Below are 21,740 nucleotides of genomic sequence, written 5' to 3' on the forward strand. Positions count from 1 at the left end.
GGTAGAGGAATGAGCGATCCGCGCCCGCGACCGGAGAGGATACGCGTGTTGATCGCCGAGGATCAGACATTGATCCGGGAAGGCCTCACCACGCTCCTTTCCCAGCAAAATGACGATTTCGAAATCGTCGGCGCCGCCGCCGATGGCGAGCAGGCGATCGAGTTCGCGCGCCGCTACCGTCCGGACGTCATTCTGATGGACTTGCAAATGCCCCGCGCCGACGGCGTCACGGCGACCCAGCGCATCCTGCGCGAATTTCCGGGCACCGGCATCGTGGTCCTGACCACATTCGAGACCAATGAGTTGATTTTCGAGGCCGTCAGCGCCGGAGCCAAGGCTTATCTGTTGAAGGACTCCAGGATCGACGAGATCGCGGCCACGATCCGGACCGTGGCGGACGGCCAATCCGCGCTTTCACCCGGTGTGGCGGCGAAAATTCTTGAGGAATTCAAGCGGCTGCGTCCGCGGCACGCCCCGGCGAGCGCGTCGATCCGCAACGACCTGACCGCGCGTGAGAACGAGATCCTGAAACTGATCATCGAAGGCAAGAGCAACGGCGAGATCGGCGCGCAACTGCATCTGGCCGAGGGCACGATAAAGAATTACGTCAGCACGATCCTGGAGAAGTGCGGCGCCAAGAACAGAACCGAGCTGGCCATAAAAACGATAAGTTGAACTGCCGTTCGATGCGCCGCGACCTTGAGTTTCTCCAGCATGGGACCCTGCCAGTCGATCGAACGCGCAAAAAGACCCGCGGCTCCGGGGTTTCGGGGGGAGCCACGGGCAGTCTTGTTGCCCGAGTTCCTGCTCTTGTCGGCAGGTCGAGGGAGGCCGCGTCGAAGCCTCACAGTAGTGCTTGGCGACCACATCTTTCGCGAAGCGCCAGCATGGTCAGAACCATTTCGGCGCTACCGATCGACGGTTTCGGCGCAAGCAGGGATACGAGCGCGTGGAGCTGCCTGCCATTTCGGCCAACTGGGCTTTGACGGTCCGCACGGTGTCGTCGAGCCTCGTGAGCAATTCCGCAACGATCTCCATTGTTCGAAGCCTTGCCGACGGTCACGTGGGTGACCTCGTTGAAGGCGGAAACGCTATGCGGAGGGTTCCGCTGGTCGGTGGCGAAGGCTTGCGGACCGAAAAACGAGGATGCGGACTCCGAGGCGGCCGGGCCAGCGCCCGACCGCATCGAACGATCCCGTTACTTCCGTGCGAGCAGGTCGCGGATTTCCGTCAGGAGCTGCACGTCGGCCGGCGGCGGGGCCGCGGGAGCGGCAGGCTTTTCCCGTTCCAGTCGCTTGCGCAGGTTGTTCACCGCCTTGACCATCAGGAAGATGATGAAGGCCAGGATCAGGAAGTTCAGCACCACGGTGATGAAGGAGCCATAGGCGAAGACGGCGCCTTCTTTCTTGGCATCGGCCAGCGTGGCCGAATGGACGTTCGAGGACAGCCCTAAGAAGTAATTGTTGAAGTCCAGTCCGCCGAAAATCGCGCCGACGATCGGCATGATGATGTCGTTGACCAACGAATCGACGATCTTGCCGAAGGCAGCGCCGATGATGACGCCGACGGCCAAATCCATCACATTGCCCTTGGAAATGAATTCCTGGAATTCTTTCAGCATCCCCATCTCCTCTTAGGGCATTTCACCATTTCACGGAAACGGCGAGCCCCTATGCCTTGTTTTGACGCAATTCCGGACGGAAAACCGCACACACTTTTCCCGGATTGCTCAACCCCATTTGCCTGTTTGTGCCGTCAGGCGAAGACGCTCTCACGCCTGAAATGCTTGACGAGCAGATAGTAGAAGACCGCGCGATGTTTGTTGCGGTTGGTCCGGCCGTACTGGTCGATGACCCTGGCGAGCCCCGCATCCAGGCCGGCGTCGTCCGACAGTCCCAGTCTTTTGACGAGAAAGTTCTTCTTGACCCGTTCCAGTTCCTCCTTGTCCGAGGCCGAGACGGTCGATGCATCCTTGTCGTAGATCGCCGGGCCGCAGCCCTTCGTCACCTTCGTCAGGAGATCCATTTCCGCCGTAAGGCCGCACTTCACCTTCAGGTCCGCCGCATATTTGCTGATCAGTTCGTCTCGCTTGCTCATACGTTTACCCTCTCGTTCCGGCCGGACGGCGATGCTGCCGTCGAGCCGCGCGGCCTGGTTGCCGCAAAGCCATGTCTGGATTGTCCTGCTGCCCGTAGATGTCAGCTATTGCGCGTCGCAAGCACGCCGTCGGGGCTAGCCTTGTCGACGGCGGCGGGCAGATGCTGAGCCAGGACGCCGGCCACCTGGTCGAAAGGAATCCCGAACTGGCTCGCCAGTTGCTGGAGGCACTGGTCGCCAAGCGCCGCCTTGATCTCGTCGGGCGCGATCGGAAGATTTGCAGCGTTGGTGCTCAGCCAGGATTCGACGCGGTCGCCGAGACCTGACTTCTGCAGCATGGCAAGCACGCCCTGGTAATCGCCGACGCTGGTCAGCGCATCGGCCAGGAGGTTCGAGCCTCCGCTCTGTTGCCCGCCCTGCAATGCGTTTTGCAGACTGTCCAAAAGCCCCATCCGGAAACCTCCCGTCAAAAATCACATCCGTTGCCGCGCAACGTTCAGGTGTGATCTATGCCGTTTCGCGGGGTCGCGACACCTGACGAAGGTCAGGACCGAAGATGACGAAAGTCACATTCGGCATCAACCCGGTTGCGCTTAAACCGGGAGCCATTCCTTGCGCCTCGTTCCTGTATAGCGGTGGGCGAGCTCGATCGGACCCCGGAGGACGACTGGCGTGATGCTCGTCATTGCGTTAGGTGACGATGAATAGGGCGGCGTAAATGCCACGCCTAACGCGTGACAGCCCCCCGATGACAATAAGTCGATTGCCTATCACACGAATTAGGATTTGATATAACGATCGTCACAGTATTCGTAAGCTGGAAAACCGGGGAATGAGCATGAAAGGCGCCGAGCAAGCTGGAAAGGCCAAGGATGGAGCCACATCCGCCAACGGATCGGAAGCGACCGTCCATCCCGAGGCCACGATCGAACAGGTTCGCAATCTCCTGTTCGGAGGCGCTCAGCGATCGCTCGAGAGCAACCTTGCCGACCTGCGCGAGGAGATGCAGGCCAGCATCAAGCAGCTGCAGGCGGACTTCGCGAAGGAGCTCGCGGCCCTGCAGGCGCACGTCCTGGAACTCGAGCGGGAGACCGAACAGAAGCGTCTCGCCTCGCAAAGGGACATCGGCGCCGCGATTTCGGACCTTGGAGCAACCATCAGCGGGCTAGGGTCCGGCCGCGCGGGAAAGTAGCATGACGTCAGCCGCCGGCCAGAACCGTGAGATCGAGCAGCTTAGAAAGCTGCTCTTTCAAACGGAGGCGGCGCGGCTCGCGGCGCTGGGAGCGGACGTTGCTCTGCTTCAGCAATATATCGGCAGCCCCGACCGGCTGGAAACGGCAACGGCCGACATCCTCGTCGCCGCGCTGGAGCGCGCCGAAGTCGTCCGGCCGCGCGAGCTGGCGAATGTCATCGCACCGTCGGTGGTCTCCGCGATCCGCAGCGAGATCAGGAATTCACGCGACCTCATGGTCGACGCGCTCTACCCGATCACGGGCCGGTTGGTCAGCGCAGCCGTGGCGAACGCCTTCAAGGAACTCGTCGCGAGGCTGGAGCAGCGACTCACCGCCCTGACATCCACGGAGCTGTGGATCGGGCGCGTCAAGTCGCTGGCGACGGGCCGTCCGATCAGCGAGTTCGTTCTGGCAAACGCCGGTCCGCCGCGCGTCAACCGGCTGCTGATGATCGAGCGCGGCAACGGACGCCTGGTCGCGGACTGGAGGCGCGACGAGACCTCCGACGAGAAGGCCGACCTGCTCAGCGCGATGGTGGCGGCGATCCTGGAGTTTTCCGTCCAGGCCCTGGCCGGCGAAGGAAATCTGCAGCAGCTCGATTTCGGCGGACGCGAGATCGTGCTTCGCGCTTCGCCCCGGTTCATCCTGGCGGCGGAATGCATCGGCCCCCTTCGCCCGGTCGACGGCGCCAGGATCAATTCGCTTTTCTTCGACACGATCGAGAGCATGGACGGCGGCAAGGACTGCGACGCCGCCACGCTGGCGTCGCTGGCCTCCTCCATCGAAGCCGATCCCGCCGCTGGGCCCAAACCGCGTCGGGGCGGAAAGGTCGTCCTGTTGGTGCTCGCGGCTCTCGTCGCCGCCGGGCTGGCATGGCTGGCGAGCGTCTATTTGGCCCGCACGATGTTGGAGCGGCGTACCAACGCTGCGCTCCAGGAATTGGCCGACAAACAGCCGCTGTTGGAAAGCTTCCCGCTGCGGCTGGACTTTGACCATCACGGCCGCAGCGTCTCGGTCTCCGGCATAGAGCCAAGCCAGGTGCAGACAGCGCCGCTGATCGACGCCTTGGCCAAGGCCGCCGCGCCCTATCGGGTGGCCGGCCGGATCGGCGTCGTGCCGGACATGGAACAGTCGGCGGCGCTGCGTGCCGATATCGACGCCCTGAGGCAGTCGGTAACCGGCCTTCAGGCAGGCATCGACGAAAACCGCCGGGCGGTCGCCGAGCTGCGGCAGTCTCTGGCCGGCCTGCGGAAGTCCGCCGGCGAAACCGGCGAAGCGCTCGCCGGCCAGCAGCAGTCTCTCGCAGGCCTGCAGGCCCGGATCGATCAGGCGCGCGGGCCGAGCCAGGAGGAGCTGCAATCCCTTGCCGGCCTGCGGGCGGGCATCGACGAGATACGCGCAGCGGTGGCCGAGGAAGCAAAAGCCAGAAACCAGCAATACGAGGCAGTGCGGTCGATAGCCGACAGCCCCGCCGAGCGGATCGAGCGCTTCATAGCTTCGACGGCGATTTTCTTCGGCACGGGCGACGCGTTCGCCGACGATAGACAGGCTGATCAACAAATCCGCGATCTGGCCGGACTCCTTGCCGGCAACGACCTGAGAATCCGGATCGTCGGCCACGCCGACGATACCGGAACCGAACAGACCAACCGCGTGGTTGCCCGCAAGAGGGCCGATCAGGTGGTGCGCAAATTGGTTTCGCTCGGGATCGAGCCGTCGCGCTTGTTCGTGGTTTCGCGCTCGGCCTCGGTGCCGATCTCCGATGTGCCGAACAAAGGCAACCGCCGCGTCACCTTCGAAAACGTGTTTCAAGCCGAGCGCCTTCAGTGATGTTCAGCGCCAAGGTCATGCTGCTGGGCGACATGGGTGTGGGCAAGACGTCCATCATGTACCGCCTCGTGCATGATCGTTTCGACGGCGAATACAAATCGACGCTCGGTGTCGAGGTACTGAGCTACGATGTTCCGGCCGATGGGGCCCGCGGCGGCGAGGCGGCGAGGCTCGTTCTGTGGGACACCGACGGCGATTTCGGCGCGCGTATTTTCGACACCGTTTATGTGACCGGCGCGTCGGCCGCGATTATCGTCTCGGACGTGACGCGTCCGCAAACGGTGACGCGCATGATCGAGCTGGTCCGCAGCTTCGAGACGCGATTCCCGGGCAGGCCATACCGGGCGCTGGTGAACAAGATCGATCTCGCCGAAGCCCCCGGCAGTGCCGAAGAGCTCGGTCAACTGCCGCGATCGAGCGTCAAGTTCGTGAGCGCCAAGAATGGTGAGGGTATAGTGGATGCCTTTGCCGAACTCGCCGAAACGATACGGCGTCGGCAGCTGTAGCCGATAAAATCCAGCTTGTTCGATTGTCTTGGTACGCCCAAGGGGAATCGAACCCCTGTTCCCGCCGTGAGAGGGCGGTGTCCTGACCGCTAGACGATGGGCGCGCTCAAGAACCGGCTACATAGGCTGGCGGCCGGAAAAAAGCAACTGGAGTTCTGGCGCCCGAAGCACTTTATGAAACGGCCGTGTCAGCCTTGCCGTTTCGGCTCGATCAGGTCCCAGAGATTGCCGTAGAGATCGGAAAAAACCGCCACCGTGCCATAGGCCTCAAGGCGCGGCGCCTCGCGGAATTCGATGCCCCTGCCGAGCATCGCGTGATGGTCGCGGAAAAAATCATCGGTCTCTAGGAACAGGAACACCCGGCCGCCGGTCTGGTTGCCGATGCGGCTTGCCTGTTCCTCTCCGGAAGCCTCCGCCAGGAGCAGCCGCGCGCCTTGGCCGTTCGCCGGCGCGACGGTGACCCAGCGCTTGCCGCCGCCGAGGTCGACATCCTCGGTGAGCACGAAGCCGAGCCGCTCGACATACCAGCGAACCGCCTCGTCGTAATTGGCGACGACGAGCGCGACGGTCGCGACGCTGCGGTTCCCGGCAAAGCCGCTCATTTGTTGCGGATCGTGAATTGGCCGATGATGCGGCGCTCGGCGATTTCGTAGACGAAGATCGACCGGCTGCCGTCGGCAAGCTCGGCGTCGATCGACAAGCGGTTGCCGGAGAGCGACTGGCTGATCACCTTGGCGCCGACGGGAAGCACGATGTCGCCCGACAGGGGCGCGCCTGCCGGAGCCTGAACATCGCCGGCGGGCGCCGGTCCGGCCACCGGCGCATTGCGGGCTTTGTAGACAAGCGCCCCGATCACCACCATAAGGGCGAGGAACAGAAGGCCAAGATTGACGATCATGAAGCGGACGAGCTTGCGGCGCACGTTCTCGGCCGCTGGGTCGAGCGGCTTTTCCTCATCTTCTTCGGCGATCGGCCGGGCCATGGCTAAACAATCCGCAACGGGTTTCGATGAGCGCTCATAACGAAGAGACCCCGATATTGATAGAGGACGAATTGGCGGACGAGGAATCGGCTGCCGACGAAGCTGTCGTGCTCGAAGCCGATGCGGACGCCGCCGGCCAGCGCCTCGACCAATGGCTCGCCGCCAGGCTCGGTCCGGAGCTCTCGCGCAGCCGCGTGCAGGCGCTGATCCGCCAAGGCGCGGTCTCCGTCGCCGGCACGCCAGTGCTGGAAGCCAAGCGCAAGCTGACGGCCGGTGAGCGGATCGAAATTCTGGTGCCCGCGCCCGAGCCGGCCGCGCCGCAGGGCGAGGACATCCCCCTCGATATCCTCTACGAGGACGACGAGCTGATCGTGATCAACAAGCCGGCGGGGCTGGTCGTCCATCCTGGCGCCGGCAACTGGACCGGCACGCTGGTCAACGCGCTGATCCACCATTGCGGCGACAGCCTGTCCGGTATCGGCGGCGTGAGGCGGCCAGGCATCGTACATCGGCTGGACAAGGAAACCAGCGGCGTCATGGTCGTGGCCAAGACCGACCGCGCCCACAAGGCCCTGTCGGAGGCTTTTGCCGACCATGGCCGCACCGGCGATCTCGAGCGCGCCTACCTGGCGCTGGTCTGGGGCATTCCGCAGCGGCCGACCGGCACGATCGACGCCGCCTTGGGCCGCGCCGCCGACCGCGTGCGCCGCGCGGTGGTGCCGGAAAGTCGCGACGATGCCCGCCATGCCGTCACCCATTTCTCCGTCGTCGAGCGCTTCGGCGAAGAACAGCAGACCTTTGCCACTGCAAGCCTGGTCGAATGCCGGCTCGAAACCGGCCGCACCCACCAGATCCGCGTCCACATGGCCCATATGGGCCATCCGGTTGTCGGCGATCCGGATTACGGCCAGGCCTTCCGCACCAAGGCCAACCGGCTGCCGGAACCGTTAAAAGCCAAGGTCAAGGCCTTTTCCCGGCAGGCCCTGCACGCCTGGCTCCTTGAATTCCGCCACCCGACCACCCATCTAACGATGAGGTTCGAAGCGCCGATGCCAGGAGACATGGAGGAACTCGTCGGCGACTTCCGAAAACTTTGAACCAGCCGCCACGAACGAGATGCAAACCAGCCATCAAAAAACCTGACCGGCGTTGTTCACTTCAGCGTGACAGACTGTTTAGCGTTGAACAAATGCCTGTCTTTTCTGGTTTTGTTCCTATATATACAGGTTGTCGCGGATGAGCCTTTGGCATCCGTGACGCGTGCCCGCCGCGTTTAGGGGGCATTCACTCCAAAGAGAGAGGGGCGCTATCATGGCCCAATCATTACCCAGTATCGTTTCCGGTGAAGGCGGTCTCGCCCGTTACCTGGAAGAAATCCGCCGCTTTCCGATGCTTCAGCCGCAGGAAGAGTACATGCTCGCGAAACGCTACGCCGAGCATCAGGACACTTCGGCTGCCCACAAGCTCGTCACCAGCCATTTGCGGCTCGTCGCCAAGATCGCCATGGGCTATCGCGGCTACGGCTTGCCGATCGGCGAGGTGATCTCGGAAGGCAACGTCGGCCTCATGCAGGCCGTGAAGAAGTTCGAACCGGAGCGTGGTTTCCGGCTCGCCACCTATGCGATGTGGTGGATCAAAGCCTCGATCCAGGAATACATCCTGCGCTCGTGGAGCCTGGTCAAGATGGGCACCACCGCCAACCAGAAGCGTTTGTTCTTCAACCTGCGCAAGGTGAAGGGCAAGATTCAGGCGCTCGATGATGGCGACTTGAAGCCCGATCAGATCGCCGAGATCGCCACTCGCCTCAACGTCTCCGAGGCCGAAGTGGTATCGATGAATCGCCGCCTTTCAGGCGACGCTTCGCTCAATGCCCCGATCCGGGCGAGCGAAGGCGAGTCCGGCGAATGGCAGGACTGGCTGGTCGACGACCACGAAAGCCAGGAAGAGATGCTGATCGAGCAGGACGAGCTGGAAAACCGGCGCGCCATGCTGTCAGGCGCTCTGTCGGTCCTCAACGACCGCGAGCGGCGCATTTTCGAGGCGCGTCGCCTGGCCGAGGAGCCGTTGACGTTGGAAGAGCTGTCGGCTGAGTTCGACATCAGCCGCGAGCGCGTGCGCCAGATCGAGGTGCGCGCCTTCGAGAAGGTGCAGGACGCGGTCAAGGCCGCTGCCAAGCGCCAGACCCAGGCGCTGCGCACCATCGAGGCGCAGCCGGCGGCTTAATCACGTCGATATCGACACGAAAAGAGGCGGCGCTTCGGCGTCGCCTTTTTTGTTGGGGAAAGTGGCGGCGCGCTCCTTTCTCCCCGTCACTATACGGGGAGAAATGTCCGGCAGGACAATGAGGGGCAGCGCCGACGCTGCGAGGTTTTTCTCTCAGAACCATCCGATGAGGCTTGCGGCGCTATCACGTCGAACCGCCGCGCCGCCCCTCATCCGCCCTTCGGGCACCTTCTCCCCGTTCAACGGGGACAAGGAAAAATCACGCCGAGGGCTGCTTGGTTTTCCTCAGATACGGCAGAACCGTTTCGTAGGCCCCAAAGCGCTTGACCGCGTCTTCGTTGGAGACCGCGGCGGTGATGATGACGTCGTCGCCTTGCTTCCAGTTCGCCGGCGTCGCCACCTGGTGCTTGGCGGTCAGCTGGATGGAATCGATGACGCGCAGGATCTCGTCGAAGTTCCGGCCCGTGGTCATCGGATAGGTCAGCACCAGCTTGATCTTCTTGTCCGGGCCGATGACATAGACCGAACGCACGGTGGCGTTGTCGGCCGGCGTGCGGCCCTCCGAGCTCTCGCCCGCGCCCGCTGGCAGCATCTCGTAAAGCTTGGCGACCTTGAGGTCGTTGTCGCCGATCAGCGGATAGTTCACCGTCTGGCCGGTGGCGGTCTTGATGTCGGCCTGCCACTTGTCGTGGCTCGATACCGGATCAACCGAGATGCCGATGATCTTGACGTTGCGCTTCCTGAACTCGCCTTCCAGCCCCGCCATCGTGCCGAGCTCGGTCGTGCAGACAGGCGTGAAGTTCTTCGGATGGCTGAAAAGCACCGCCCAGCCGTCGCCAATCCATTGATGGAAATTGATCTTCCCTTGCGTGGTCTCGGCGGTGAAGTCCGGTGCGATATCGTTGATGCGAAGGCTCATGACGTGCTCCCTACCCTTGTGACGTACCGCCGGCATGGGCCAACCCCATCGGCGTGGCTCAACCTTCTATACCGCCGCACGGTCCGGTTCAAAAGGCTTGTGCCTGCAAGCGTGATCGAGAGAGCGGAAAAATTTCGTCTTTTCCTGGAAAAGACAGGCGGAATTTCCGCGACGGGAGCTGGGGGCCGGATAACGCGGCTTAAGCCTTCTTTATCGCCAGTGTCGCGGTGAGATCTTCCATGCGCTGCGCGAGCGCCGCGAGCGCCGTCGTAAGCACGCTGTCGCTCTTGTCGGCCTTGGTCAGCGCTTCGTCGCGCGTCTTGCGCAAGGTGAGCACCTCGCTCTCCATGCCCTTGACGCGCTTGGTGAGCTCCGAGAGCTCGTCCATCACCATGATGCCGGCCATGACGGTGAGCCGCTGGTCGCCGATCTCGCCGAAGGAATCCTTCAGATGCGAGACATAGCGGTCGAAGCGTTCGGCAAGATCGATCAGATGCTCTTCCTGGCCCTCGTCGCAGGCCATCCGGTACTGCTTGCCGTCGATGGAAACGGTGACCTGTGCCATTGCCTTACCTGTCCAGAACTGCGCGGATGGTTTCCATGGCGGTCACCAGCCGCCGCGACACTTCCTTGTTGGCGTCTTCCAGGCGCTCGGCGCGCGCCTCGGAATTGTCGAGCTCCTGCGCCAAGCGTGAACGGTCGGCGTTCATGCGTTGCACCTCGGCCTCGGCTTCCGAGTAATCGCGCTCATGCTCGAGCTTCGCCGCCACGGCGTTTTCCAGCCCTTCCATGGCTTTGCCCAGCCTGGCGATGACTTCCTTGAGGGTCGTTTCCCCGGTCATGGCCTCGTCCTATGCCCTGCCCATCACCGAATCGCGCGCATTCAGAACGCGTTACCTCGGAAAGATTAGGCGCCGGGTGAAGGGCGCGTCAACAAAGCTCTCGCGACTGTCCCCCGCTATCGCTAATGTGAGGCGCTCGACGCCATCACAAGCCCGGCAAAATCCGTCCCGATTTGTTGACTAAAGGGCCGTGCCTGCTATGTGTCGCGGCATCCTCTTCCCAGGCTCCAACCCACTTCCGGAGGAAGCATGACCTCGCGTGAACAACATGATCGGATGGCCAACGCGATCCGTTTCCTTTCCATGGACGCCGTCGAGAAGGCGAATTCCGGTCACCCCGGCCTGCCGATGGGCTGCGCCGATATCGCCACGGTTCTGTTCAGCCGTTTCCTGAAATTCGACGCCAAGGCGCCGCACTGGGCCGACCGCGACCGCTTCATCCTGTCGGCCGGCCACGGCTCGATGCTGCTCTATTCGCTCCTCTACCTTACCGGCTATGAGGACATGACGATCGACCAGATCAAGAATTTCCGCCAGCTCGGCTCCAAGACCGCCGGCCATCCCGAATACGGCCATGCCGCCGGCATCGAGACCACCACCGGTCCGCTCGGCCAGGGCCTTGCCAACTCAGTCGGATTCGCGCTCGGCGAGCGTATCATGAACGCCGCCTTCGGCAACGACCTCGTCAACCACTACACCTACGTGCTGGCCGGCGACGGCTGCCTGATGGAAGGCGTCTCCCAGGAAGCCATCGCGCTGGCCGGGCATCTGAAGCTCAACAAGCTGATCGTCTTCTGGGACAACAACAACATCTCGATCGACGGCCCGGTCTCGCTGGCCGACAACACCGACCAGGTTGCCCGCTTCCAGGCTAGCGGTTGGAACGCCAGCCACATCGACGGCACCGATCCGGAAGCGATCGCCTACGCCATCGAAGCCGCCCGCCATTCCGACAAGCCGACGATGATCGCCTGCAAGACGACCATCGGCTTCGGCGCCCCGACCAAGGCCGGCACCAACAAGGCGCACGGCTCGCCGCTCGGCGCCGAGGAAATCGCCGGCGCTCGCAAATTCTTCAACTGGGACTCGCCGCCCTTCGAGATTCCCGCCGACATCCTCGACGCCTGGCGCGCCGTGGGCAAGAACGGCGCCAAGGCGCGCGCCGGCTGGGAAGGCCGGCTTGCCAAGGCCGAGCCGAAGCTCAAGGCCGAGTTCGAACGCCGTATTGCCGGCAAGCTGCCCTCCAATTTCGACGCCGTCATTGCCGACTACAAGAAGAAGCTCTCGGTCGACAAGCCGAAGGTCGCCACCCGCAAATCCTCGGAAATGGCGCTGGAAGTCATCAACGGCGCGGTGCCGGAAACTATCGGCGGCTCGGCCGACTTGACGGGCTCCAACAACACCAAGACCAGCCAGACCAAGAACATCACGCCCGACGATTACGGCCAGCGCTATGTCCATTACGGCATCCGCGAGCATGGCATGGCGGCAGCCATCAACGGTCTGACGCTGCATGGCGGCCTGATCGCCTATGGCGGCACCTTCCTGTGCTTCTCCGACTATGCCCGCCCCTCGATGCGCCTGGCCTCGCTGATGGGCATCCGTTCGATCTTCGTCATGACGCATGACTCGATCGGCCTCGGCGAGGACGGCCCGACCCACCAGCCGGTCGAGCATCTGGCAGCACTTCGCGCCATCCCGAACCACAATGTCTTCCGCCCGGCCGACGCGGTCGAAACCGCGGAATGCTGGCAGATCGCGCTGGAATCGGAAAAGACCCCCTCGACCCTGGCGCTGACCCGCCAGAACCTGCCAACCGTTCGCACCGAGCATTCGGCAAAGAACCTCTCAAGCCAAGGCGCCTACGAGCTTGCCGCGGCAAACGGCGAGGCCGTGGTGACGATCTTCGCCACCGGCTCCGAGGTCGAGATCGCGCTCGGCGCGCGCGACCTGCTGGAAAAGCACGGCCATCCGACCCGCGTCGTCTCGGTGCCCTGCTTCGAGCTGTTCGACCAGCAGAGCGAGGACTATCGAGCCAAGACCATCGGCAATGCCAAGGTGAAGGTCGCGATCGAGGCCGGCATCCGGCAGGGCTGGGATCACCTGATCGGCACCGACGGCATTTTTGTCGGCATGCACGGTTTCGGCGCTTCCGGCTCGATCGAGCAGCTCTATCCGCATTTCGGCATCACCGCCGAGGCCGCGGCCAAGGCTGCCGAAGCCCGCCTGCACGGCAAATAGGGATTGGCCCGGGCCCGGGAGCTCCGATTGGCGGGGCTGCCGGGCTGGACCAACCTAATCGATTTAAATGCGACGTTCTGCGGCTGGATTCTTATGCCTTCCGCCGTTATGAAGCTGTGGACCATCCGCTTTCCAGCCCCCAAGGGAGAGAACAATGACCGTCAGAGTTGCCATCAACGGATTTGGCCGCATCGGCCGCAACATTCTGCGCGCCATCCACGAATCCGGCCGCAAGGACATCGACGTGGTCGCCGTCAACGACCTCGGCCCGGTCGAGACAAATGCGCACCTCCTGCGCTACGACAGCGTGCATGGCCGCTTCCCGCATGAGGTGACCGTCGACGGCGACCAGATCTCGGTCGGCAAGGAGAAGTTCAAGGTCACCGCGATCAAGGATCCGACCCAGTTGCCATGGAAGGAGCTCGGCATCGATATCGCGCTCGAATGCACAGGCATCTTCACCGCCCGCGACAAGGCTGCCGCGCATCTCACCGCCGGCGCCAAGCGCGTCATCGTCTCGGCCCCGGCCGAAGGCGCCGATCTCACCGTCGTCTACGGCATCAACCACGACAAGCTGACCAAGGACCACATCGTCATCTCGAACGCGTCCTGCACCACCAACTGCCTGGCGCCACTGGCGGCCGTGCTGCACGAGACCGTCGGCATCGAGAAGGGCATGATGACGACGATCCACTCCTACACCGGCGACCAGCCGACGCTCGACACCATGCACAAGGATCTCTACCGTGCCCGCGCCGCTGCCCTGTCGCAGATCCCGACCTCGACGGGCGCCGCGAAGGCGATCGGCCTCGTGCTGCCCGACCTCAAGGGCAAGCTCGACGGCATCTCGATCCGCGTGCCGACCCCGAACGTGTCGGTCGTCGACTTCAAGTTCGTGGCCAAACGCTCGACCACCGCGCAGGAGATCAACGAAGCTCTGATCGCCGCCTCCAACGGCAAGCTGAAGGGCATTCTTTCGGTCACCAACCACCCGAATGTGTCGATCGACTTCAACCACGATCCGCATTCCTCGATCGCCGCGCTCGACCAGACCAAGGTCATGGACGGCAACTTCGTTTCGGTCCTGTCCTGGTACGACAACGAATGGGGCTTCTCGAACCGCATGGGCGACACTGCCGTCGCCTTCGGCAAGACCATCGCCTGATCCAACGCCCGCTAAGCGGTTTGAAACGCCCGGCTTCGGCCGGGCGTTTTTTATTGGCCGGCTGAGCCAAAAACCACGCTGTCGCCTTGCACCGGCCATGTCTTCGCCCCACTCTCTGGTAAAGCGGGAAATAGTGGGGATTCTGGAGGGGCAATAACGGATGGAGCATGCGATCTATCTCGTGACGCTGGTCGGCACGGCGCTCATCGTCGCCGCCGCGTTTTCGAGCCTGATCGCCTTCCGCTTCGGCGCTCCCTTGCTGCTTCTCTTCCTCTGCATCGGCCTTGCTAGCGGCGTCGACGGCCTCGGCATTGAATTCGACAATGCCCGCCTTGCTTATTTTGCCGGCTCACTGGCCTTGGCCATCATCCTGTTCGATTCCGGTTTCGGCACGCCGCTCAACGCGCTGCGTCAGGCGGCTGGACCGGCGCTGTCGCTGGCCACGATCGGCGTCATCCTAACCACCGGCATTTTTGGCGTGGCCGCCTGTTATTTGCTCGGCCTCAACTGGCTCGAATCCTCGCTGCTCGGCGCGGCCGTCGCCTCGACCGATGCGGCGGCCGTGTTCTTCCTGCTGCGCGCCGGCGAAATCCATCTGCGCGAGCGCGTGCGTTCGACGCTCGAAGTGGAATCCGGCACCAACGACCCGATCGCCATCTTCCTCACCATCACGCTCGTCGAGATCATCGCCGCGCATGCCAATCTCGAAGCCGATGTGCTGGCCACCAATCTTTTGCTCGGCTTCCTCGCCAACATGGGGCTCGGCGCCATTGTCGGCGTGCTCGGCGGCTTTGGCATTGTGCGTCTCGTCGAGCGGCTGAACCTCGATCATGGTCTGCTGCCGATTTTCGTGCTGACGCTGTCGCTGATGGTGTTCGCGGCAGCTGGCGCCATCGGCGGCTCGGGCTTCCTCGCCGTCTACCTTGCCGGGCTGATCGCCGGCAATTCCAACATCCGCGCCGTCACCATCCTGAAGCGCTTCCAGGACGGCATGTCGTGGCTGGCGCAGATCATCATGTTCCTGATCCTCGGTCTGTTCGCCACGCCCTCGCAGTTCCCCGCGATCCTGGTGCCGGCGGTCCTGCTCGGTCTGTTCCTGATCTTCGTGGCGCGGCCTTTGGCCGTCTGGCTCTGCCTGACGCCGTTCCGCCTGCCGCGCCCGGAGGTCGCCTTCGTCTCCTGGGTCGGCCTGCGCGGTGCGGTCTCGATCCTGCTCGCCATCACGCCGCTGCTCGGCGGGCTCGAGCATGGCCGGCTGATCTTCAACGCCGCCTTCATCATCGTGCTCGTGTCGCTGGTGGTTCAGGGCTGGACGGTCGGACCGCTGGCGCGGCGCCTCGGCCTGATCGTGCCGGCGCGTCTCGGGCCGCTCGACAAAGTCGAGCTCGAACTGCCGGGCTCGGCCCATCATGAGTTGCTTGCCTATCGCGTCGCGCCCGGCAGCCCGGTGGCGCGCGGCGAGCGCATCCCGCGCTGGGCAAGGCCCTCGCTGGTGCTGCGCGACGGCCGCTCCATGCGCTTCCAGGATATGGGCCGGCTGGCAGCCGGCGATCAGGTCTACATCTTCGTGCCGGACCGCTACCCGCGCCTTCTCGACAAGCTTTTCGCCAGCCGCGCCGTGGTCGACCCTGAGGACGCCGACTTCTTCGGCGCCTTCGCCGTCGATCCTGCCCGCTCGGCCGCGGAACTGGAAGCCGCTTATGCACCGGGCCTGACCGAGGCCGAACAGAAGCTCACGGTCGCGGCGCTCGTTACCGAGCGGCTCGGCGGCCGTCCCGAATATGCCGACCGCGTGGTGATCGGCCCGATCGAGCTGATCGTGCGCGACGTCGACGAGAAAGGCAGGATTACGGGACTCGGCCTGTCCTTCGAGCCGACCGCGCCGGTCGCGCGGGTGCCGGTTTTCCTGAGCGCCGGCGAGATCGGCGACCGTGTAGCCGCCATGATCCGCAACTGGCGCCGCCCGGCGGAACAACTGGCGGCCGGGGACGTGCCGATCGACGGCGTGGCGCCGGCATCGGACGAGCAGAAGGCAACCGGCGAGGGCTGATGTCTCACGTCGACATCATTTTTGCGCGCCCGCTCTCCACGCAGCGCTTGCATCGTCCCCGGCGCCGGGTAAGGTCGCCGCGTTTTTCGCGGAAAGGAACGACCATGGCCGGCTTCAAGACACTCGATGATATCGGCGCCGTCGGCGGCAAGCGCGTGCTGGTGCGCGTAGACCTCAACGTTCCCGTCGCCGACGGCAAGGTGACCGACGCGACCCGCATCGAGCGCATCGCCCCGACCATCGCCGAGCTCTCGAAAAAGGGCGCCAAGGTCATCCTGCTGGCCCATTTCGGCCGCCCCAAGGACGGTCCTTCGGCCGAGTTCTCGCTGGAGCCGATCGCCCGCGCGACGGCGGAGGTGCTCGGCCGCCCTGTCGGCTTTGCCGCCGACTGCATCGGCGATAAGGCTGCCGAAGCGGTCGCGGCGATGAAGGACGGCGACGTGCTGCTGCTCGAGAACACCCGCTTCCACAAGGCCGAGGAAAAGAACGAACCGGCCTTCACCGAAAAGCTCGCCGCCAATGGCGACATCTATGTCAACGACGCCTTTTCAGCCGCGCATCGCGCGCATGCCTCAACCGAAGGCCTGGCGCGCCACTTGCCGGCCTATGCCGGCCGCACCATGCAGGCCGAGCTCGACGCGCTGGAAAAGGGCCTCGGCAATCCGGTACGGCCGGTGGTCGCCATCGTCGGCGGCGCCAAGGTCTCGACCAAGATCGACCTTTTGATGAACCTGGTGAAGAGGGTCGACGCGCTGGTGATCGGCGGCGGCATGGCCAACACCTTCCTGGCCGCGCGTGGCACCGATGTCGGCAAGTCGCTCTGCGAGCACGATCTTGCCGGCACGGCCAAGCAGATCATGATCGAGGCGGCGGAAGCCGGCTGCGCCATCATCCTGCCCGCCGACGGCGTGGTCGCCAAGGAATTCAAGGCGGGTGCGGCGAGCGAGACCGTCGCCATCTCGGACGTGCCGTCCGACGGTATGATCCTCGATGTCGGCGCAAAGACCGTGCAGAGCGTCAACGACTGGATCGACCGCGCCGCGACCTTGGTCTGGAACGGTCCGCTCGGCGCCTTCGAGATCGAGCCCTTCGATCGCGCCACGGTGGCGGCGGCAAAGCATGCCGCGGCGCGCACCAAGGCGGGCAAGCTTGTCTCGGTCGCCGGCGGCGGCGACACGGTGGCCGCGCTCAACCATGCCGGCGTCGCCGACGACTTCACCTATGTCTCGACCGCCGGCGGCGCGTTCCTTGAATGGATGGAAGGCAAGCCGCTGCCGGGCGTCGAGGTGCTGAAGCGGTAAACAGTTCGGGAACGGAAAAAGCGCCCGAAACTTTCAATCGATTCGTGCTTTCCGGCGTCATTCCTTTGGCGGTAGTGTTCTGCTAGCGCGGAACAAACGCAGCGTAGGAGAGCACCCATGAGCGAACGTCTCGAAGATATCGCCGCCGCGATGGTGAGCGGCGGCAAGGGCCTTTTGGCCGCCGATGAGAGCTCCGGCACCATCAAGAAGCGTTTTGACGTCATCGGTGTCGAGTCGACCGCCGACAACCGGCGCGACTATCGCGAGATGATGTTCCGCGCCAAGGATGCGATGTCCAAATACATCTCCGGCGTCATCCTCTATGACGAGACCATCCGCCAAAAGGCCGCCGACGGCACGCCGCTGGTCGACATCATCAAGGCGTCCGGCGCCATTCCGGGCATCAAGGTCGACCTCGGCGCCAAGCCCCTGGCCGGCTTTCCCGGCGACACCATCACCGAAGGCCTGGACGGGCTGCGCGAGCGGCTTGCCGATTATTACAAGCTCGGCGCCCGCTTCGCCAAATGGCGCGCGGTGATCGATATCGACACCGGCAAAGGCGTGCCTTCGGCCAATTCGATCGCCTCCAACACCCATGCGCTGGCCCGCTATGCCGCACTTTGCCAGGAGGCCGGCATCGTGCCGATCGTCGAGCCGGAAGTGCTGATGGACGGGGCGCATTCGATCGACACCTGCTACGACGTCTCCAAGGCGACGCTGGTCAAGCTCTATGACGAGCTCTACGCAGCACGTGTCGTGCTCGAAGGCTCGATCCTGAAGCCCAACATGGTCATCTCGGGCAAGAAGTCGGGCAGGACCGACGCGCCTGAGGAAATCGCCGAGAAGACGACCAAGCTGTTCCGTGAAGTGGTGCCGGCGGCGGTGCCGGGCATCGCCTTCCTGTCCGGCGGCCAGGAGGACGAGGAGGCGACGGCCAACCTCAACGCCATCAACGCCATCGGCCCGCATCCGTGGAAGCTGACCTTCTCCTATGGCCGCGCGCTGCAGGCCGCGCCGCAGAAGGCATGGAGCGGCAAGGCCTCGAACGTAGCCGCCGGCCAGGCCGCCTTCACCCACCGCGCCCATATGAACCATCTGGCCGCGCTCGGGAAATGGCAGCCGGCGCTGGAAAAGGCCGCCTGACGTTTACCCGTCTCCTGTATCGAAACCCGGGCCCACGGCCCGGGTTTTGTTTTTGCCGGCAGCGTTCCTACCTCACTCGATGAAACGGCGGCCGCGATGTCGGATCGCGCCGATGTCGAACGTCCTTGGCAGGAGAGGACAGGAGATGGTCATGCAACGCAATGCCGTGGTTTCGCGCGAGGACTGGTTCGAGGCGCACCGAAGGCATCTCGAGCGCGAGAAGGAGCTGACACGGTTTCGGGACCTCGTCGCCGCCGAGCGGCGGCAGCTGCCCTGGTTTAAGCTGCGCAAGGATTATGTCTTCGAGAGCGAAGCAGGGCCGAAGCGCCTAGCCGAGCTGTTCGCCGGCAAGAGCCAGCTCATCGTCTATCATTTCATGATGGCGCCGGGTTGCGATCACCGTTGCCAGGGCTGCTCGTTCCTCGCCGACCATATCGACGGCGCCAACCGGCATTTGAAGCACCATGACGTCTCGCTGGTCGTCGTCTCGCGCGCGCCGCTGGCCGAGATCTTGCCTTACAAGCAGCGCATGGGATGGAAGTTCGACTGGATGTCGTCCTACGCCTCCGACTTCAATTTCGACCTGCAGGTCTCCTTCACCGACAAGCAGATCGCGGCGGGCGAGACCACCTACAATTTCGAGAAGCGGCCGCTGCGGTCGAAAGACCTGCCCGGCACCAGCATCTTCTATCGCAACGAATGCGGCGACATCTTTCTCACCTTCATGTCGCGCGCCCGCGGCGGCGACGCGCTGATCGGCGCCTATCATTATCTCGACATGACGCCGAAGGGCCGCGATGAGACCGGTCCGTATCACAACCTGATGGACTGGGTGCGCCTCCACGACGAATACCAGGACAAGAGCAAGGACCGGCCGGCCTGCTGCGGGTGAACGGCATCGTTCACGTCAGCTCGAACATGCGCTAATGGCTTGCGCGTCACGCCAACGGAACCGCCATGCAGCGCCTGCTCGCCCTTCTTACCTGGCTCGCTTTCCCCGTCTACGTCTGGCAGGGCCTCGGCGTGCGCCGGCGCACCACGCGCATGCTGCCCGCGCGTGGTCCGGTGCTGCATGAAATACCAGGCAAGGCGCCGCCCGTCGCGTTGCTGGTCCTGGGCGATTCCTCGGCGGCGTCGGTCGGCATCGAACAATCCGAATACGGGCTCGCCGCGCAGCTTGCCGGCCTGATTGCCGAACGCACCGGCAGCGCCGTGCGCTGGCGCGCCGCCGGCTTCAATTCGGCAACGTCGGGACAGATCCGCGACCATGTCCTGCCCAATTTGTCGGCCGACCCCTGGACGCACATCGTGCTTGCCGTTGGCACCAACGACACCAAGAACTTCCATTCCGTGCCGCGCTTCAAGAAGGAGTTCGGCGGCCTGCTCTACGCCCTGCGCGCCAAATGGCCGGAAGCGCGCGTGGTTTGGTCACCGGTGCTGGAATTCACCCGCGCGCCGGCAATGCCGCCATGGCTGGGCCAGATTCTCGAGATCCGCGCCACGGAAATGAACCGCATGGGCGGGCGGCTCTGCAACGAGCGAGGCGCCATCGCCGCGGCGCGCCTGCCGATCACAAATCCCGAAGCCGGCTTCGCGTCCGACGGCTTCCACGCCTCCGAAGCGGGCTATCGCGCCTGGGCCGAGCATCTGCTGGACTTTGTACTTGGCGGCGAAGCAGCGTGACCGGGTCGGCCAAGCTTAAGCCCAATGTCCAAGCACCGCGGCCAACGAGATCGCCGCCATCGCCAGCAGCGCCAGCTTCCAGAAATCGCCGCGCCGCTTCAGCCCCGGCCATCCCAGCGGCTTGATGACCTGGATCAGCATGATGCCGCAGATGACAAGGGCGAGCAGTTTCGTCATGCCGCCTTTGACCAGCATCGATGACGGCTGTCAAAGCTGTTCTTGAGGCGCCCTCCGGACGGGGGCATTCCTGACAGAAACTGGTAATTGCGAAACCTGCGAGAGGCGCCGCACCGCCTTCTCCGGCACCCTGCCAACCTCCTGACAGACTGCTGTCAGGAGGGATGTGCGATACTCTTCTCATCGAAAAGAGAGGAGTGAGGTCATGAACGGGTTTACCATTCTGCGCAGCGTGCAGCACTATCTCGGCAGGATCCGCACCGTGCGCAACGAGATCCGCACCCAGCGTTTCTTGAACACCTTGCCGGCTGACATCCGCAAGGACATCGGCTGGCCGGACCTTTACCAGGGCCGCGTGCGTGAAAACTGAAATTTTGCCACCGCGACTTGGATTGTGGCGCTGCCGCGCCCAGATGTAATGCGGCCAGTGATGTTGAGTTCAGGGAAAGAAGCTTGTTTGTCGATGGTTTCGCCGCAGCCTCCTGACAGTATGTTGTCAGGAGGTGTGCGGTAGTTGGAACCGCTTCCATCCTGACAGTGACGAACTTGAACCGACGATCCGGAGTGATCCGCGAATGGCGAAAAGCTGGAACGACAGGCTGAAAACGCCGGGCATCAACGGCATCAAGCCGTCGCCGCGCACGGTCGGCGATGTCGTTGAAGGCCAGTCGATGCTGGTGCCCACCGCGCGCCAGGTCGACGAGTTCATCCGCTCGATCCCCGAAGGGGTGGAGATGGACGTGCGGGCGCTGCGCACCGCTCTGGCGATCGAGCACGGCGCCGAAGTAACCTGCCCGGTGACGATCGGCTATCATCTTCGCACCGTTGCCGAGGCCGCGCATGAGGATCTCGAGCGCGGCATGGCGCTGAGCGACGTCGCGCCGTTCTGGCGTGTGCTCGGCGCCGACACGCCGACCAGGAGCAGACTGTCCTTCGGAACGAAATTCGTTGCCGCGCAGCGAAAGCGCGAAGGGCTGAAGCCATAAACCCCGGGGGAGAAATCGATGCGCCGCGCCGACAGGCTTTTCCAGATCGTGCAGCATTTGCGGGGTGGCCGGCTGGTCACCGCGCAGAAGCTCGGCACGTGGCTCGAGGTTTCCGAGCGCACCATTTACCGCGACATAGCCGACCTGCAGTCGACCGGCGTGCCGATCGACGGCGAAGCGGGCGTCGGCTACATGATGCGGGAGGGTTTCGATCTTCCGCCGCTGATGTTCACGCGTGACGAGATCGTGGCGCTGGTTGCCGGCGCCCGCATGGTGCGCGCCTTCGGCGGCGCCGCGATGGCGAGGGCCGCCGACGAGGCTCTGGTCAAGATCGGCGCCGTGCTGCCCGACACGGAAAAGGAC

General features: G+C 63.8%; 25 protein-coding genes and 1 tRNA gene. 16 read left to right on the forward strand and 10 right to left on the reverse strand.

Annotated elements, in window-relative coordinates; genetic code table 11:
• The first annotated feature begins 9 nt into the window (after positions 1 to 9).
• The gene (locus FJW06_RS25135) at positions 10 to 675 is read left to right on the forward strand and encodes a response regulator transcription factor (RefSeq protein ID WP_140755583.1); all 666 of its coding nucleotides are present in this window, start codon (positions 10 to 12) and stop codon (positions 673 to 675) included.
• Between the two features lie 523 nt (positions 676 to 1,198).
• On the opposite strand, the gene mscL is transcribed toward FJW06_RS25135, so the two are convergent.
• The 3 genes from mscL to FJW06_RS25150 all read right to left on the reverse strand — a co-directional run bounded on the left by mscL (position 1,199) and on the right by FJW06_RS25150 (position 2,549).
• A complete protein-coding gene (gene mscL / locus FJW06_RS25140) occupies positions 1,199 to 1,621 on the reverse strand; it encodes a large conductance mechanosensitive channel protein MscL (RefSeq protein WP_140755585.1) in 423 nt (140 codons plus the stop codon).
• A 134-nt stretch (positions 1,622 to 1,755) separates the two neighbouring features.
• Positions 1,756 to 2,097 (reverse strand): DUF2853 family protein, encoded by a 342-nt coding sequence (locus FJW06_RS25145; protein WP_140755587.1) that lies wholly within the window; start codon positions 2,095 to 2,097, stop codon positions 1,756 to 1,758.
• A gap of 101 nt (positions 2,098 to 2,198) precedes the next feature.
• Positions 2,199 to 2,549 carry a YidB family protein gene (locus FJW06_RS25150; protein ID WP_140755589.1) on the reverse strand — a complete coding sequence of 117 codons (351 nt, stop codon included), beginning with the start codon at positions 2,547 to 2,549 and terminating at the stop codon, positions 2,199 to 2,201.
• A 386-nt stretch (positions 2,550 to 2,935) separates the two neighbouring features.
• Between FJW06_RS25150 and FJW06_RS25155 the strand changes: the two genes are divergently transcribed.
• From FJW06_RS25155 to FJW06_RS25165, 3 genes are read left to right on the forward strand one after another with little or no spacing between them, the layout of a single operon-like run.
• A complete protein-coding gene (locus FJW06_RS25155; protein WP_246674830.1) occupies positions 2,936 to 3,289 on the forward strand; it encodes a hypothetical protein in 354 nt (117 codons plus the stop codon).
• Between the two features lies 1 nt (position 3,290).
• On the forward strand, positions 3,291 to 5,159 hold the full coding sequence (locus FJW06_RS25160) for an OmpA family protein (protein ID WP_140755640.1): 1,869 nt from the start codon (positions 3,291 to 3,293) through the stop codon (positions 5,157 to 5,159).
• Positions 5,159 to 5,665 carry a GTP-binding protein gene (locus FJW06_RS25165; RefSeq protein WP_140755642.1) on the forward strand — a complete coding sequence of 169 codons (507 nt, stop codon included), beginning with the start codon at positions 5,159 to 5,161 and terminating at the stop codon, positions 5,663 to 5,665. Before FJW06_RS25160 ends, FJW06_RS25165 begins: the two co-directional genes overlap by 1 nt.
• Before the next feature lie 29 nt (positions 5,666 to 5,694).
• On the opposite strand, the gene FJW06_RS25170 is transcribed toward FJW06_RS25165, so the two are convergent.
• The 3 genes from FJW06_RS25170 to FJW06_RS25180 form a co-directional block, all read right to left on the reverse strand.
• Positions 5,695 to 5,769, reverse strand: a tRNA-Glu gene (locus tag FJW06_RS25170).
• An 84-nt stretch (positions 5,770 to 5,853) separates the two neighbouring features.
• The gene (locus tag FJW06_RS25175; protein ID WP_140755644.1) at positions 5,854 to 6,267 is read right to left on the reverse strand and encodes a VOC family protein; all 414 of its coding nucleotides are present in this window, start codon (positions 6,265 to 6,267) and stop codon (positions 5,854 to 5,856) included.
• Positions 6,264 to 6,647 (reverse strand): fimbrial protein, encoded by a 384-nt coding sequence (locus FJW06_RS25180; protein WP_140755646.1) that lies wholly within the window; start codon positions 6,645 to 6,647, stop codon positions 6,264 to 6,266. The genes FJW06_RS25175 and FJW06_RS25180 overlap by 4 nt, the downstream gene beginning before the upstream one ends.
• Before the next feature lie 26 nt (positions 6,648 to 6,673).
• Here FJW06_RS25180 and FJW06_RS25185 point away from each other — a divergent pair, with 26 nt between their 5' ends.
• Positions 6,674 to 7,744 (forward strand): RluA family pseudouridine synthase, encoded by a 1,071-nt coding sequence (locus FJW06_RS25185; protein ID WP_140755648.1) that lies wholly within the window; start codon positions 6,674 to 6,676, stop codon positions 7,742 to 7,744.
• Positions 7,745 to 7,958: 214 nt separating this feature from the next.
• Positions 7,959 to 8,870 carry an RNA polymerase sigma factor RpoH gene (gene rpoH, locus FJW06_RS25190; RefSeq protein WP_140755650.1) on the forward strand — a complete coding sequence of 304 codons (912 nt, stop codon included), beginning with the start codon at positions 7,959 to 7,961 and terminating at the stop codon, positions 8,868 to 8,870.
• Between the two features lie 259 nt (positions 8,871 to 9,129).
• Here the strand turns inward: rpoH and FJW06_RS25195 are convergent, their stop codons facing one another.
• The 3 genes from FJW06_RS25195 to FJW06_RS25205 form a co-directional block, all read right to left on the reverse strand.
• Positions 9,130 to 9,789: a peroxiredoxin gene (locus tag FJW06_RS25195; protein ID WP_140755652.1), complete on the reverse strand. Its 660-nt coding sequence runs from the start codon at positions 9,787 to 9,789 to the stop codon at positions 9,130 to 9,132.
• A gap of 199 nt (positions 9,790 to 9,988) precedes the next feature.
• On the reverse strand, positions 9,989 to 10,354 hold the full coding sequence (locus FJW06_RS25200; protein ID WP_140755654.1) for a cell division protein ZapA: 366 nt from the start codon (positions 10,352 to 10,354) through the stop codon (positions 9,989 to 9,991).
• Positions 10,355 to 10,358: 4 nt separating this feature from the next.
• Positions 10,359 to 10,631, reverse strand: coding sequence for a DUF4164 domain-containing protein (locus FJW06_RS25205; protein WP_023763725.1), 273 nt, complete (start codon positions 10,629 to 10,631; stop codon positions 10,359 to 10,361).
• 249 nt (positions 10,632 to 10,880) lie between these two features.
• On the opposite strand from FJW06_RS25205, the gene tkt reads away from it, so the two are divergent.
• The 7 genes from tkt to FJW06_RS25240 all read left to right on the forward strand — a co-directional run bounded on the left by tkt (position 10,881) and on the right by FJW06_RS25240 (position 20,214).
• On the forward strand, positions 10,881 to 12,872 hold the full coding sequence (gene tkt, locus FJW06_RS25210) for a transketolase (RefSeq protein WP_140755656.1): 1,992 nt from the start codon (positions 10,881 to 10,883) through the stop codon (positions 12,870 to 12,872).
• A gap of 154 nt (positions 12,873 to 13,026) precedes the next feature.
• Complete coding sequence (gene gap, locus FJW06_RS25215; protein ID WP_140755658.1) at positions 13,027 to 14,037, forward strand: type I glyceraldehyde-3-phosphate dehydrogenase; 1,011 nt, start codon at positions 13,027 to 13,029, stop codon at positions 14,035 to 14,037.
• Between the two features lie 160 nt (positions 14,038 to 14,197).
• Entirely contained in the window at positions 14,198 to 16,087 is a 1,890-nt protein-coding gene (locus tag FJW06_RS25220; protein ID WP_246674831.1) for a potassium/proton antiporter, read from the forward strand.
• Positions 16,088 to 16,191: 104 nt separating this feature from the next.
• Positions 16,192 to 17,388 carry a phosphoglycerate kinase gene (locus FJW06_RS25225; RefSeq protein WP_140755660.1) on the forward strand — a complete coding sequence of 399 codons (1,197 nt, stop codon included), beginning with the start codon at positions 16,192 to 16,194 and terminating at the stop codon, positions 17,386 to 17,388.
• A gap of 117 nt (positions 17,389 to 17,505) precedes the next feature.
• Entirely contained in the window at positions 17,506 to 18,531 is a 1,026-nt protein-coding gene (locus tag FJW06_RS25230) for a class I fructose-bisphosphate aldolase (protein ID WP_140755662.1), read from the forward strand.
• A gap of 151 nt (positions 18,532 to 18,682) precedes the next feature.
• Positions 18,683 to 19,423, forward strand: a complete 741-nt coding sequence (locus FJW06_RS25235) for a thioredoxin family protein (RefSeq protein ID WP_140755664.1) — start codon at positions 18,683 to 18,685, stop codon at positions 19,421 to 19,423.
• Positions 19,424 to 19,488: 65 nt separating this feature from the next.
• Positions 19,489 to 20,214 carry an SGNH/GDSL hydrolase family protein gene (locus FJW06_RS25240; protein ID WP_140755666.1) on the forward strand — a complete coding sequence of 242 codons (726 nt, stop codon included), beginning with the start codon at positions 19,489 to 19,491 and terminating at the stop codon, positions 20,212 to 20,214.
• Positions 20,215 to 20,229: 15 nt separating this feature from the next.
• On the opposite strand, the gene FJW06_RS25245 is transcribed toward FJW06_RS25240, so the two are convergent.
• Positions 20,230 to 20,409, reverse strand: coding sequence for a hypothetical protein (locus tag FJW06_RS25245; RefSeq protein ID WP_042641561.1), 180 nt, complete (start codon positions 20,407 to 20,409; stop codon positions 20,230 to 20,232).
• Positions 20,410 to 20,596: 187 nt separating this feature from the next.
• On the opposite strand from FJW06_RS25245, the gene FJW06_RS25250 reads away from it, so the two are divergent.
• The 3 genes from FJW06_RS25250 to FJW06_RS25260 form a co-directional block, all read left to right on the forward strand.
• Positions 20,597 to 20,761 carry a hypothetical protein gene (locus tag FJW06_RS25250; protein ID WP_140755668.1) on the forward strand — a complete coding sequence of 55 codons (165 nt, stop codon included), beginning with the start codon at positions 20,597 to 20,599 and terminating at the stop codon, positions 20,759 to 20,761.
• Positions 20,762 to 20,966: 205 nt separating this feature from the next.
• Positions 20,967 to 21,377 (forward strand): hypothetical protein, encoded by a 411-nt coding sequence (locus FJW06_RS25255; protein WP_140755670.1) that lies wholly within the window; start codon positions 20,967 to 20,969, stop codon positions 21,375 to 21,377.
• Between the two features lie 18 nt (positions 21,378 to 21,395).
• A partial coding sequence (locus FJW06_RS25260) for an HTH domain-containing protein (protein WP_127243043.1) occupies positions 21,396 to 21,740 on the forward strand: 345 nt, incomplete at its 3' end.

The organism is Mesorhizobium sp. B4-1-3 (genome assembly GCF_006439355.1).
GTDB lineage: Bacteria > Pseudomonadota > Alphaproteobacteria > Rhizobiales > Rhizobiaceae > Mesorhizobium.

Coding starts and splice junctions, on each gene's coding strand:
- FJW06_RS25135 (WP_140755583.1), top strand. CDS start 10: ATGAGCGATCCGCGCCCGCGACCGGAGAGGATACGCGTGTTGATCGCC.
- mscL (WP_140755585.1), bottom strand. CDS start 1,621: ATGCTGAAAGAATTCCAGGAATTCATTTCCAAGGGCAATGTGATGGAT.
- FJW06_RS25145 (WP_140755587.1), bottom strand. CDS start 2,097: ATGAGCAAGCGAGACGAACTGATCAGCAAATATGCGGCGGACCTGAAG.
- FJW06_RS25150 (WP_140755589.1), bottom strand. CDS start 2,549: ATGGGGCTTTTGGACAGTCTGCAAAACGCATTGCAGGGCGGGCAACAG.
- FJW06_RS25155 (WP_246674830.1), top strand. CDS start 2,936: ATGAAAGGCGCCGAGCAAGCTGGAAAGGCCAAGGATGGAGCCACATCC.
- FJW06_RS25160 (WP_140755640.1), top strand. CDS start 3,291: ATGACGTCAGCCGCCGGCCAGAACCGTGAGATCGAGCAGCTTAGAAAG.
- FJW06_RS25165 (WP_140755642.1), top strand. CDS start 5,159: ATGTTCAGCGCCAAGGTCATGCTGCTGGGCGACATGGGTGTGGGCAAG.
- FJW06_RS25175 (WP_140755644.1), bottom strand. CDS start 6,267: ATGAGCGGCTTTGCCGGGAACCGCAGCGTCGCGACCGTCGCGCTCGTC.
- FJW06_RS25180 (WP_140755646.1), bottom strand. CDS start 6,647: ATGGCCCGGCCGATCGCCGAAGAAGATGAGGAAAAGCCGCTCGACCCA.
- FJW06_RS25185 (WP_140755648.1), top strand. CDS start 6,674: ATGAGCGCTCATAACGAAGAGACCCCGATATTGATAGAGGACGAATTG.
- rpoH (WP_140755650.1), top strand. CDS start 7,959: ATGGCCCAATCATTACCCAGTATCGTTTCCGGTGAAGGCGGTCTCGCC.
- FJW06_RS25195 (WP_140755652.1), bottom strand. CDS start 9,789: ATGAGCCTTCGCATCAACGATATCGCACCGGACTTCACCGCCGAGACC.
- FJW06_RS25200 (WP_140755654.1), bottom strand. CDS start 10,354: ATGGCACAGGTCACCGTTTCCATCGACGGCAAGCAGTACCGGATGGCC.
- FJW06_RS25205 (WP_023763725.1), bottom strand. CDS start 10,631: ATGACCGGGGAAACGACCCTCAAGGAAGTCATCGCCAGGCTGGGCAAA.
- tkt (WP_140755656.1), top strand. CDS start 10,881: ATGACCTCGCGTGAACAACATGATCGGATGGCCAACGCGATCCGTTTC.
- gap (WP_140755658.1), top strand. CDS start 13,027: ATGACCGTCAGAGTTGCCATCAACGGATTTGGCCGCATCGGCCGCAAC.
- FJW06_RS25220 (WP_246674831.1), top strand. CDS start 14,198: ATGGAGCATGCGATCTATCTCGTGACGCTGGTCGGCACGGCGCTCATC.
- FJW06_RS25225 (WP_140755660.1), top strand. CDS start 16,192: ATGGCCGGCTTCAAGACACTCGATGATATCGGCGCCGTCGGCGGCAAG.
- FJW06_RS25230 (WP_140755662.1), top strand. CDS start 17,506: ATGAGCGAACGTCTCGAAGATATCGCCGCCGCGATGGTGAGCGGCGGC.
- FJW06_RS25235 (WP_140755664.1), top strand. CDS start 18,683: ATGCAACGCAATGCCGTGGTTTCGCGCGAGGACTGGTTCGAGGCGCAC.
- FJW06_RS25240 (WP_140755666.1), top strand. CDS start 19,489: ATGCAGCGCCTGCTCGCCCTTCTTACCTGGCTCGCTTTCCCCGTCTAC.
- FJW06_RS25245 (WP_042641561.1), bottom strand. CDS start 20,409: ATGCTGGTCAAAGGCGGCATGACGAAACTGCTCGCCCTTGTCATCTGC.
- FJW06_RS25250 (WP_140755668.1), top strand. CDS start 20,597: ATGAACGGGTTTACCATTCTGCGCAGCGTGCAGCACTATCTCGGCAGG.
- FJW06_RS25255 (WP_140755670.1), top strand. CDS start 20,967: ATGGCGAAAAGCTGGAACGACAGGCTGAAAACGCCGGGCATCAACGGC.